We start from the raw sequence: 12,001 nt of genomic DNA, 5'->3' as shown, positions 1-12,001 counted from the left end.
ATTCCTAAACTCAGCTCGTCAAGTTCTTACCAATGTCAGAAATAATAAACGAGTCATTTATGATGATATTCAGCTTGCCGAAACACTATTTTCCAAACTCAAACATCTCTTGCCTGAGCAATTGAATGGTTGGACATTAAGTGGCTTAAATGAACGTTTTCGTTTTTATCGTTATGAAAATGGCGAAACATTTAGACCACATTGGGATGGGATTTATGAGGTGAATGATTGGCATAGTAGTCAACTTACATTATTGATCTATCTGAGCGAAGATTTTACGGGTGGAGAAACAGTGTTTTACCGTGATAGTGGCATGCTGAAACCCTGTAAGGAAACTCAAATCGCGAGTATTCAACCCAAACTTGGGCAAATATTAGTATTTGAGCATCAGCAATTACATGAGGGAGCACCTGTGCTTTCAGGTCAGAAATACGTACTACGTACCGATGTAATGTATAAACATCCGATGCTCTTAAAACATCAGGATCCTTAAATCCAATAAGCTGATATAGATAAAAGCCATTTCATAATGGCTTTTATTTCAACGAATCAAAATACCTATATTTATTGTTTTCTACAAACCAGCTTATTTTTATTGCATGCCAACACCTTTTTTATTTGTTAAATATCGCTTCTCATATATTGTCATCGCAAAAGATAAACCACATAAAATCACAAAACCACTGGTCATTGGAACTAATGTCCCGTTATATAACTGTCCAATAATCGAAGCCAGAATTAAAGACAGTACAGAAGATGATGCACCAATAATCGCTGAAGCCATTCCTGCGACATGCCCCATCGGTTCCATAGCGATTGCATTTAAATTACCAAATAAAGTTCCAAACAATAAAAATAGAATGCATGCATACAGCATAAACATCCAAAAAGAAATCTGAACGCCAACAAGCTGAATAATCAGGAATATCAAAGAAATTAAACATAAACCCAAAAAACCATAAATACAGATTGGACGCATACCAAACTTCATTACGATTTTAGAGTTAGTAAATGAAGCAATCCCCATCACACCTGCTAACACAGCAAAATAAGCACTAAACTCTGCACCTGTTTTACCAAACTGCTGCATAAAAATTTGTTGTGAAGTTCCTAAATAACCAATAAACCCACCAAAACAAAAGCCAGCACACAACAGATAACTCATCGTGGTTTTATTACTCACCACTTCCTTAAAGCCATCTTTAAATGCTTCTACACGCATAGGTAAACGATTTTCTGGGGCTAAGGTTTCTTCTAAACGTAAAGCAACCCATAATCCAACGATGGTGGCGTAAACCATATATAAGACAAAAATATCTCGCCATCCAAAGAAATGAATAATCAATTGTCCTAAACTTGGTGCAACAGCTGGAGCAACCATAAATACCATCATGATCAAAGACATGATACGTGCCATTTGGGCACCGCTATATTTATCTCGCACAATGGAAATAGAAGCTACATAAGGGCCAGACACCCCTATTCCTTGAATAAATCGCCCAACTAAAAACCATTCAAAACTTTGTGTGGAATAAGACAACAAGCTTCCTAGAAAGTAAATGACAATCCCTGTAAATAAAATCCGTTTACGTCCAATCGCATCCGATAATGGCCCTGCAATCAACTGACCTAAGGTCATACCAGAGAAAATTGTAATGATGACCCATTGTGCTTGATTATCATTCTGTAAAATAAAAACTTTTCTGATCTCACCTAAAGCAGGTAATACTGCATCAATTGAGAAAGAAACGATCGACATTAGTAATGCCATAAGTAAAGCAAATTCGTGGAAATTGATTTTTGATTTCATTTGTTATTCTCCATCAATATTCATTTTTATACTTGAATGAAATAAGCCACCTTACGGTGGCTTATTTTTTATTTCATATTAACCAATGAACTTACGTGCGTTGCGGAACATACGCAACCAAGCACCATCTTCAGCCCAATCTTCAGGCTTCCAAGAATGTTGTAAAGCACGGAAGTTACGCTCTGGGTGTGGCATCATTACTGTTGCGCGACCATCTTTAGAAGTTTGTCCGGTAATCGCTTCAGGTGAACCATTCGGGTTCAATGGATAGTGCTGAGTTGGATTACCCAAGCTATCTACATAACGCAAGATGACTTGGTTCTCTGCATTTAAAGCGGCAAGTTGTTGTTCTGTCGCAACTAAACGACCTTCACCATGCGCAACTGCGATTGGTAAAATCGAACCTTGCATATCTTCAAGCAACACAGAAACAGATTTCTCTACACGAACATTCACTGCACGCGCTTCAAATACTTCTGACATGTTACGATGGAAACGTCCCCAATGCTCTGCACCAGGAATCAGCGGAGCAAGTTGTGACATCATTTGACAGCCGTTACATACGCCTAAGCTGAATGTATTTTCACGATGGAAGAATTGTTCGAACTGATCACGTAGTTTCGCATTGAACAATACTGATTTCGCCCAGCCACCACCAGCACCCATCACGTCACCGTATGAGAAGCCGCCACATGCCACTAAACCTTCAAAGTCGCTTAAGCTCACACGACCTGCAAGTAAATCACTCATGTGTACGTCGATAGTATTGAAGCCTACTTTGTCAAAGGCTGCCGCCATTTCCACATGACCATTTACACCTTGCTCACGCAAAATTGCCATATTTGGACGACGTGTATTGATAAACGGCGCTTCAACTGGCTCATTTAAGTCATATGTTGGTTGTGCAATTAAACCTTTGTGGTTCTTATCTGCAATTAAAGCAAATTCTTGATCAGCTGTTTCAACGTTGTCACGTAAACGTTGGATCTGATGTGACACTTCAGCCCAAGCTTGTTGTAATTCAGCACGCTCAAGCGTTAAACCATTTACAACCAATTGATCAGTTGTATTCACACGACCAACAACAGCAATTGTATCTTTCAAGCTAGATGCTGCAACTTCAACTTCTAACTGCGCCCAATCAGCAGCCGTAATTTGAAGTACTGCACCAATTTCTTCAGCAAATAAGCTTTCAGTTGATTGATTTTCTAGAGCAACACCTAAACGCGATGCGAACATCATTTCAGCAACAGTCGCCAATAGACCACCATCACCAATGTCATGGTAAGCTTTGATCACGCCACGATTGTTCCAGTCTTGAATCAAGGCAAAGAATGCTTTGAAGTCATCAAAACTATCAACATCAGGGGTAACAGAACCGATTGCTTTATATACTTGCGCAAGGATCGAACCACCTAAACGGAATTGACCTTTAGATAAATCGATACGTACAAGTACTGAGTCTGCTAAGTTCTTCAGTTCAGGTGTTAATGTTTTACGTACATCTAAAACAGGTGCAAACGCAGTGATTACGCCTGTCATTGGAGAGGTTACGGCTTTATCTTCACCATCATTCCAAGTGGTACGCATTGAAAGTGAGTCTTTACCGACAGGAATAGCGATACCCAATGCAGGACACATTTCCATACCAATCGCTTTCACACCTTCAAACAAGGCTTGATCTTCACCTTTTTGACCAGCCGCAGCCATCCAGTTCGCAGAAAGCTTGATATCACTGATTTGTTCGATGTTGGCACAGGCAATATTGGTAATTGCTTCCGCAACCGCTAAACGTGCAGATGCAGCAGGATTTAACAAAGCAACTGGTGGACGCTCACCCATCGCCATAGCTTCACCTGTAAAGCCTTGCAAGCTTGTCGTCGTTACTGCTGCATCTGCAACAGGAACCTGCCAACGGCCAACCATTTGATCACGTGCAACCATACCTGTAATCGAGCGGTCACCAATTGTGATCAGGAATGATTTAGACGCAACAGTTGGATTTTTCAATACGCGGAAAATCGCATCTTTCAAATCAACTTTTGATGCATCAAAGTCGTTACCTTTACGTTCAATCGTTTCATATGAACGTTGCATACGTGGCGTACCACCCAACATGACTTGCATTGGGATATCGACTGCATTGTTTTCAAATAACGGATCTTCAACAGTCAGATGACGTGCTTCTGTCGCTTCACCAAGTACTGCAAACGGACAACGCTCACGTGCACAAATTTCTTCAAACTGTTCTAAAGATTCTGGACGAATCGCTAACACATAACGTTCTTGCGCTTCATTTGACCAGATTTCCATCGGGCTCATGCCTGGCTCTAAAGATGGAATCTTACGAAGGTTCAATACAGCACCTAACTCGTGATCATTCACTAGTTCAGGCATCGCATTTGATAGACCACCAGCACCCACGTCATGTACAGACACAATTGGGTTAAAGTCTTCTAAGCGCCAGCATGTATCAATGACTTCTTGGCAACGACGTTCCATTTCTGGGTTTTCACGTTGTACTGAAGCAAAGTCTAAGCTCTCCCCCATGGTACCGCTGTCTACAGATGATGCAGCACCACCACCAAGACCGATTAACATGGCAGGACCACCCAATACAATGAGCAAGTCACCTGGTTGAATCGCATCTTTTTCAACGTGGTCAGGACGAATGTTACCGTAACCACCAGCGATCATAATTGGTTTATGGAAGCCTTTAACTTCACCATTCACATTCTGTTCGAAGGTACGGAAATAACCATTCAATGCAGGACGACCAAACTCGTTGTTAAACGCCGCACCACCCAATGGACCTTCAATCATGATTTGTAATGGCGATGCCATACGTGAAGGCTTACCGTAGTTTTCTTCCCAAGGCTGTTCGAAACCAGGGATATTCAAGTTAGAAACCGTAAAGCCTGTTAAACCTGCTTTTGGTTTACCACCACGACCTGTTGCACCTTCATCACGGATTTCACCGCCTGAACCAGTTGCAGCACCAGCAAATGGAGAAATTGCTGTTGGGTGGTTATGCGTCTCAACCTTCATTAAAATATGAGCGGCTTGGCTCTTATATTTATAAACAAAGTGACCATTTTCATCGGCTTTTGGATAAAAACGCATCGTGTCATAACCCACGATCACAGAGGCATTGTCTTTATACGCCGACAATACATCTGTTGGAGATTCTTTATAGGTATTCTTAATCATTTGGAACAATGATAATGGTTGTTTTTCACCATCAATTGTCCATTCAGAACCAAAGATTTTATGACGACAGTGTTCAGAGTTCGCCTGAGCAAACATCATTAACTCGATGTCATTTGGATTACGACCCAGCTTAGTAAATGCTTCGGTTAAGTAATCAATTTCTTGCTCAGATAAAGCAAAGCCAAACTCATTATTCGCTTTAACTAATGCTTCTTTACCTTGACCCAAGATATCAATTGAGTTGAGTGGCTTCGGCGCAGTTTCTGAGAATAAAGCTTTTGCATCTTCAATTTGAGCAAAAACTGTTTCCGTCATACGGTCATGAAGTACTTGTTTAACTTCATTCGTAATTTCAGTGACACCTTTTAACGTGAATAAAAGACCACGTTCTAGACGGTGTACTGGTGTATTACAGTTTTGGAAAATATCAGTTGCTTTAGACGACCACGGAGAGATTGTGCCAACACGTGGAGTTACTAAAATTTGGATTTCATCACTTGCAGCTTGGCGAAGTTCGAAAGATTGACCATCGTTTAAAAGTTGTAATGCCGATTGATGTTGCTGCTCGTTGAGCGCTTGATCAAACAAATAAACCCACTGGCTGTCAAAAGATTGAACAGAACTCATTGACGCTAAACGGTTTAAGAGTTGAGCTTTCTTAAAAGAAGAATGTGCTGATGCACCGGCCACGATAAACATGTTGACTTTGGCTCCACGGGTGGGTCTAACGAACCTACCGCAATGTGACTTATGAGAGAGCGCATATTCTACTGTGAAAGCCTTCTTTCAGCTAGCCATATCCATCTTAAAAATCAGAGTTTTCTATCCCAAATCACTTAAATTCTTATCGCTTTATGGGTTTAGTATATTCGTAACAATTCATTTACTTTGATATGTAGATCACATTTCCAGTTTGCTGGTCTTCTTTTCTTATTATACCAAGCTTAGAAAAGAATGAGTCATTACAAGCAAGAGTGTCGTCCACACCACCCTCAACACTATATGAAAGCTGCACATGTGCATGGATAAAGCTTTTATCCTGAATTGCATCTTTAAAGAACACATCCATACTTTCACTGTTCAAACAGACATAAATTTGCTCAGGTTTGCCATTGTGATTTAAATCAATTGAAACCGTTTCATCTGTGTTTTGGATTAGTTGATTTGATTGTATTGGAAGGCTATTCACCCAATCTCGATCATTATTAATAGCATAGGCAAACGCAGTTTGAGCAGTCTTATAAAACTCAGAACAATTTTTGATGGGTTTCACCAATACCACAGCAGATAAAGCAATATCGTCTTTGCTAAAACGAGAATGCCCATTCAACTCAATATTGGGTTGAATACTCCAATATTGTTTTGCCGCTGCATTTGCTTCATCTGTCCAAATACATTGTTGATCTAGGCGCTGATCTGCGGTTTCTTGATAAGCAAATACACTTAAGACAATATTTGTTTTATTCAGTTGATCTATCGTTTTTTGCTCAACCTGATCAGAGGATGTTTGCTTTTGTTTCACTTCTAATAGCTCAGGTGACTCTACTTGATTACAAGCCGATAGTAATGCACAAGCCATGAGTGCAATATTTTTCTTCATGTTTCCCTCTTAATATTCAAATGACTTAACTTAAATGATGAAATAAGAAACTATGTGCGACATTATACTTATCGAAGACAACTTATGTCGCACTACTCTAGTGCTTTAATCTTTTTTTTGGCATGATGAATTAAAGTCAGTTTGAATAATGATAAATGGAACAAATGCGTTGGTTGGAATTGCTCTCTGCAATTCGCTTAGGTAGTAAAAAAAGTAGCACAGAATTGGCTAGAAGCCCGTTTCATAAAGATTACGATAGAATTATATTTTCCCAAAGTTTTCGACAACTGAATAGAAAAACTCAAGTTCACCCGCTGACTCAGCACGATGGTATTCATACTCGATTGACTCATTCACTCGAAGTATCTTGTATTGGTCGCTCGCTTGGTATGCTCGCCGCAGAAAAGATCAAAGATGAATTACCTATGTGGATTTCACCTGCTGATGTCGGTGCGATTATTCAAGCGGCATGTTTAGCTCACGATATTGGCAATCCCCCTTTTGGTCATGCAGGTGAATATGCGATACGTGAATGGTTTGATGATGCCTCACATCGTGACTTTCTGACCAAACTCAGTCCCGAAGAAGAAGCAGACGTTCGTCAATTTGAAGGTAATGCGCAAGGTCTTCGTTTACTCAGTCGTATTGACTACCACCCTGATGATGGTGGTATGCGTCTGACCTGTGCAACATTGGGTGCATATTTAAAATACCCCTGGTTATCAAAAACCATCGACCAACAAGGCGATACCCCATCCCATCAAAGAGCAAAATTTGGTTGCTATCAATCAGAAAAAGAAATTTTAAAACAGCTTGCTGAACAGCTTGGCTTGATTAAACTGGGTGAGTATCACTATTGTCGTCACCCTCTAACTTATTTGTTAGAAGCTGCTGATGATATTTGTTATGCACTGATTGATTTAGAAGATGGCATCATTCTTAATATGTTGAATTATGAGGAAGTTGAACCTATTTTCCTCAACTTGATTGCTGATTTTGGTCTCCCTGAAGAGCTGCATTTACCGCATACCACTTGGCAACAAAAAATTGCAGCCTTACGTGGCCGTGTAATGAAACGATTAGTCGATGAAGTCACGACGGCTTTTGCAAAACACCACTATGAAATCATCACAGGTCAACTCAAAGGTAGCCTTTTACAATATTGCTCACCTGATATTGAAGCAGGGATTCAAACTGCGAAAAATCTTGCACGTGATCGTATTTTTGAACATCCTCAAAAATCCGGTTTAGAAATTATTGCGCATCAAAGCTTACAGACTATTTTAGATGCTTTTGTGCCTTTGACTATGCCGCATAAAACATTAAGCTTTAAAGAACAACGTTTGATGTCGATTTTGCAACATTCAGGCGCAAATTTTCAAAACAACCATTACAATAATATTATGCAAGTCTTAGATATTATTAGTAAGTTCTCAGACCATCAGGCTTATAGCTTGGCGCAAGAGTTACAGGGAAATAAGGTAGGTTTTTTCTGATGGGTAGATTTGTTGATCAAGGAGTTTATAGCCTATCTCTTCTCAAACCTGAAATCTGGGTACATTGCCCATCCTGTCAGAAGCTTGCAAAAATTATCGAAATAAAGGATAAAGAATCAGAAACCGTAAAAATCTTTTGTACCCAGTGTACCTATCGCAAAGCGTTACAGCATATTCGTATCCAAAGTTATGACTACATGAGTTATCACTTTAATTTGAATCAAAATATAGCTGAATGGAGCGGTGCATGTGAAGTCGAAATCAATACGAAATGTACAATATGCAAGCAAGGAAAATACAAATACTTCAAACAATATGCTCGTAAATCACTTGTTCCAAGACAAATAACTTTAAGTTGTAATTTCTGCCTACGAGAAAATAGGTTTGATGACTCAGTCTATACTTTAAGAAAACTCAGTTATTCCAAAGTTGGTTTTGATCCCTATTATTCATATTCATTATTCTTAAATATTGCTGTTCGGCAGGGTCAAATCTGTGTTTATAATCCGACGCATTTAGAAATATTGAAAAACTTTATTCAAGCCGATTTAAGAGAACGTAAATTTCCAAATTATAATCGCAGTTATTTTTCGCGCTTACCTGCTTGGATCAAATCCACACGGAATCGTAAAGAAATTCTAAAAGCCATTTTGCGTTTAGAACAAATGGCATCTACTATTCAACCATTAACAAATAAGTGAAAGACACAATGATCGGATGTTTAATTGGCGAAGTGTTTGCCTTAGAAGCCCCTACTGTATTACTTAATGTAAATGGGGTTGGTTATGAAATCGATACACCGCTTTCAACATTTTGCCAATTACAAAAAGGACAAAAAGTAACGTTATGGACGCATTTAGTCGTTCGTGAAGATGCTCAACAACTATATGGCTTCAGTGAAGCACAAGAAAAAATCATTTTTCGCACCCTACTCAAAGTAAATGGTGTAGGACCAAAAATGGCATTAGGGATTTTATCTACGTTAAGTGTTGAATTATTAATTCACACCATTGAACACGATGATATCAATACACTGATTAAAGTGCCTGGAGTTGGTAAAAAAACGGCTGAACGTTTAATGATTGAATTACGTGACCGTTTCAAAGCACTTTCACAGTCAACGAATAGTACTTCGCAAACAACCACCTCTCAAATTCAATTCATGTCAAACTCACCTGTTGCTGAGGCTGAGGCTGCTTTACAATCGCTTGGTTATAAACCTATTGAAGCACAAAAAGCTGTGGCAGCTGTCAAGGCTGACTATACAGAATCTGCCGATATTATCCGCGCAGCTCTTAAATCGATGATGAAGTAATATTATGCAAGATCGCCTCATTAGTGGAATTGAAAAACCTGAAGATCATTTTGATCGCGCAATTCGTCCGACATCACTTGCTGACTATATTGGTCAGCCCGTGGTTCGCGAGCAAATGGAAATTTTCATTGGTGCTGCTCGTGGGCGTGGTGAAGCACTGGATCATACGCTAATTTTTGGACCACCAGGTTTAGGTAAAACCACGCTCGCCAACATTATTGCTCGCGAAATGGGTGGAAATCTAAAGTCTACGTCTGGTCCTGTATTAGAGCGGGCTGGTGATTTAGCTGCAATGCTGACCAACTTAGAAGAAGGTGATGTTTTATTCATTGATGAAATCCATCGTCTTTCGCCAGTGATTGAAGAAATCCTATATCCAGCGATGGAAGATTATCAACTGGATATCATGATTGGTGAGGGTCCAGCAGCGCGCTCTATTAAACTAGATTTACCGCCATTTACATTAGTCGCAGCAACAACACGTGCTGGTCTACTCACTTCCCCACTACGTGATCGTTTTGGAATTGTGCAACGTCTGGAGTTTTACTCTGTTGAAGATCTTACGCATATTGTAACGCGTTCAGCAAACCTCATGGATGTTCCAATTACTAGAGAAGGTTCAACTGAAATTGCAAGACGTGCCCGAGGTACTCCACGTATCGCCAATCGACTATTACGCCGTGTACGCGATTACGCTCAAGTGAAAGGCACAGGAGAAGTAACTCAAGAAATGGCTCAACGTGCTCTAGACATGCTAAATGTCGATAAAGCAGGTTTAGATACTTTAGATCGCCGTTATATCAGTATGTTGCTTGAACGATTTGAAGGCAGACCTACTGGTGTTGAAGCATTAGCAGCCGCAATGGCTGAAGATAGCGGCACACTAGAGGATGTTATTGAACCTTACTTAATCCAACAAGGTTATGTTATGCGCACTGCTCGCGGGCGTATAGCAACGAATATGGCTTATTTGCAGTTTGGTATGACTCCACCTGAATAATATCAATTTCCTTTAATAAAATGCTTTCTATAGTGAAGTAATTAAAATAATATACAGATTATTCTACTTACTTCATTATTTTATTAAGGGTTAAAATGAAAAATAAACTTTTCACAACAATATTTTATAGCAGCATAATATTACTAACAGCTTGTGGGGGTGGAAGTGATGGTAGTAGTAATGGAACATCCACCCAAAGTAAAGAAAAAATAGACTACACCAAAGCAGAATCTATTGAGTCAATTTATGAACCAATCATTAGTTTATCTCAAGAGAATGACAATATTGCATTGATTGGCACTGAGTTTGCTGAAAATATTTATTATGGCATTTATGCTGGTAATAACTTTAGATGTTCAAAAGGCTCATTTACAAAAAATAGCGACAAGAGCATTACATTCAATGACTGTGAGTTTATGGATTATATAAATGATGACAGCAGCTCTATAACTCGCTTAGGTATTTTTACCATCTCTGGATCCGTAAATAGCAAAGTTATATCATCGACAGATTCAGCACGTTATGAAACTTCATTAAAGAACTTCAAAATCATTCCACCAAGTGATTCAACTATTACTTTCAATGGTGACTTTGTCAGTAAGTACACCCGATCATCTACTCAATATCAAATCAAAGAAATGGTACTAAGCGTATTTGATGACGAAACTAAAAAAACACAACAGCTAATGATCAATAATTATCAACTCAATGTGAATAATCTCATGCTCACTGCACTAGGGAATATTCAAGGTACTCCTGAAAGTAAATTTTTCTCAGTCAATTTCAAAAGTGATGTCAGATTTGAAAATGATACAGATAAAATAGCTTTCTATCCTAATTTTGCTGAAATTATGATTGAAGACACTAACAATATAAAAAATACAATTAAGATTTCAAACACGAGCAATTACAAGGCTTTAATCAGTGCATATGCAGATGGTATAACAGTAACAGGATTCCCTAAAACAGTTGAATGGGATGAACTCAATTAACTTTAAATAATTGTCTTTTCGATCAAGCCCTACATGTTAGGGCTTTTTTATGCACATCAAGAATATGTTATTTATTACTATTTCCTTAGTCTCATCGAGAACATATCATTCCTTCATCGCTCCCAGTACGAAACCAATAGGTAAAAGAAATGGCAAATCATTTTGAATTCAACATTCGCGTTTATATTGAAGATACAGATGCAGGTGGTATCGTCTATCATGCCAATCATATCCGCTATATGGAGCGTACTCGAACAGAATGGCTAAGAGCAGCTGGCGTTGATCATTATTGGCACCAAGAGGATTACAACTTTGTTGTTCACCAAATTCAGGTGAAATATGTACGTCCAATATTAATGGATGATTTAATTACCGTTACAGCACGTGTTATTTCGTGTAAAGCCGCATCTTTTGTGTTGCAACAAAATATTTATCGTGGTGAAATCTTGCTGGCTTCAGGTGAGGTTACGTTGGCATGTTTGAATAAAGACATGATGCCACGTCGACTTCCTGACGAAATTCGTGATCTGATTCAAAAAGAATTAGCACAGGACTAAAAATAAACTTTCGGCACTTAA

General features: G+C 39.0%; 10 protein-coding genes. 7 read left to right on the top strand and 3 right to left on the bottom strand.

Annotated elements, in window-relative coordinates:
* Positions 1–109: 109 nt before the first annotated feature.
* The gene (locus H2677_RS15995) at positions 110–493 is read left to right on the top strand and encodes a 2OG-Fe(II) oxygenase (protein ID WP_228301662.1); all 384 of its coding nucleotides are present in this window, start codon (positions 110–112) and stop codon (positions 491–493) included.
* Between the two features lie 99 nt (positions 494–592).
* On the opposite strand, the gene H2677_RS04895 is transcribed toward H2677_RS15995, so the two are convergent.
* The 3 genes from H2677_RS04895 to H2677_RS04885 form a co-directional block, all read right to left on the bottom strand.
* Positions 593–1,810, bottom strand: a complete 1,218-nt coding sequence (locus tag H2677_RS04895) for a multidrug effflux MFS transporter (RefSeq protein WP_212639266.1) — start codon at positions 1,808–1,810, stop codon at positions 593–595.
* A gap of 78 nt (positions 1,811–1,888) precedes the next feature.
* Complete coding sequence (gene purL, locus H2677_RS04890; protein ID WP_125298399.1) at positions 1,889–5,719, bottom strand: phosphoribosylformylglycinamidine synthase; 3,831 nt, start codon at positions 5,717–5,719, stop codon at positions 1,889–1,891.
* A gap of 184 nt (positions 5,720–5,903) precedes the next feature.
* Positions 5,904–6,620 carry a hypothetical protein gene (locus H2677_RS04885; RefSeq protein WP_004952993.1) on the bottom strand — a complete coding sequence of 239 codons (717 nt, stop codon included), beginning with the start codon at positions 6,618–6,620 and terminating at the stop codon, positions 5,904–5,906.
* Positions 6,621–6,775: 155 nt separating this feature from the next.
* On the opposite strand from H2677_RS04885, the gene H2677_RS04880 reads away from it, so the two are divergent.
* The 6 genes from H2677_RS04880 (at position 6,776) to ybgC (ending at position 11,980) form a co-directional block, all read left to right on the top strand.
* Positions 6,776–8,116, top strand: a complete 1,341-nt coding sequence (locus H2677_RS04880) for a deoxyguanosinetriphosphate triphosphohydrolase (protein WP_212639265.1) — start codon at positions 6,776–6,778, stop codon at positions 8,114–8,116.
* Positions 8,116–8,817 (top strand): hypothetical protein, encoded by a 702-nt coding sequence (locus tag H2677_RS04875; protein ID WP_212639264.1) that lies wholly within the window; start codon positions 8,116–8,118, stop codon positions 8,815–8,817. The genes H2677_RS04880 and H2677_RS04875 overlap by 1 nt, the downstream gene beginning before the upstream one ends.
* Before the next feature lie 8 nt (positions 8,818–8,825).
* Positions 8,826–9,431, top strand: a complete 606-nt coding sequence (gene ruvA / locus H2677_RS04870) for a Holliday junction branch migration protein RuvA (RefSeq protein ID WP_212639263.1) — start codon at positions 8,826–8,828, stop codon at positions 9,429–9,431.
* Positions 9,432–9,435: 4 nt separating this feature from the next.
* A complete protein-coding gene (gene ruvB / locus H2677_RS04865) occupies positions 9,436–10,431 on the top strand; it encodes a Holliday junction branch migration DNA helicase RuvB (protein ID WP_004952988.1) in 996 nt (331 codons plus the stop codon).
* Between the two features lie 95 nt (positions 10,432–10,526).
* Positions 10,527–11,423, top strand: coding sequence for a hypothetical protein (locus tag H2677_RS04860; RefSeq protein ID WP_212639262.1), 897 nt, complete (start codon positions 10,527–10,529; stop codon positions 11,421–11,423).
* A 149-nt stretch (positions 11,424–11,572) separates the two neighbouring features.
* Positions 11,573–11,980, top strand: coding sequence for a tol-pal system-associated acyl-CoA thioesterase (ybgC, locus tag H2677_RS04855; protein WP_004913566.1), 408 nt, complete (start codon positions 11,573–11,575; stop codon positions 11,978–11,980).
* Positions 11,981–12,001 lie beyond the last annotated feature (21 nt).

Source organism: Acinetobacter junii, assembly GCF_018336855.1.
Taxonomy (GTDB): domain Bacteria; phylum Pseudomonadota; class Gammaproteobacteria; order Pseudomonadales; family Moraxellaceae; genus Acinetobacter; species Acinetobacter junii.
The sequence above is the reverse complement of the archived record's forward strand: the minus strand, read 5'-3'. Positions and strand labels throughout refer to the sequence as shown.

Excerpts from the sequence above, each read along its gene's own strand:
- H2677_RS04895 (WP_212639266.1), bottom strand. The coding sequence starts at position 1,810 with ATGAAATCAAAAATCAATTTCCACGAATTTGCTTTACTTATGGCATTA.
- purL (WP_125298399.1), bottom strand. The coding sequence starts at position 5,719 with ATGTTTATCGTGGCCGGTGCATCAGCACATTCTTCTTTTAAGAAAGCT.
- H2677_RS04885 (WP_004952993.1), bottom strand. The coding sequence starts at position 6,620 with ATGAAGAAAAATATTGCACTCATGGCTTGTGCATTACTATCGGCTTGT.
- H2677_RS04880 (WP_212639265.1), top strand. The coding sequence starts at position 6,776 with ATGGAACAAATGCGTTGGTTGGAATTGCTCTCTGCAATTCGCTTAGGT.
- H2677_RS04875 (WP_212639264.1), top strand. The coding sequence starts at position 8,116 with ATGGGTAGATTTGTTGATCAAGGAGTTTATAGCCTATCTCTTCTCAAA.
- ruvA (WP_212639263.1), top strand. The coding sequence starts at position 8,826 with ATGATCGGATGTTTAATTGGCGAAGTGTTTGCCTTAGAAGCCCCTACT.
- ruvB (WP_004952988.1), top strand. The coding sequence starts at position 9,436 with ATGCAAGATCGCCTCATTAGTGGAATTGAAAAACCTGAAGATCATTTT.
- H2677_RS04860 (WP_212639262.1), top strand. The coding sequence starts at position 10,527 with ATGAAAAATAAACTTTTCACAACAATATTTTATAGCAGCATAATATTA.
- ybgC (WP_004913566.1), top strand. The coding sequence starts at position 11,573 with ATGGCAAATCATTTTGAATTCAACATTCGCGTTTATATTGAAGATACA.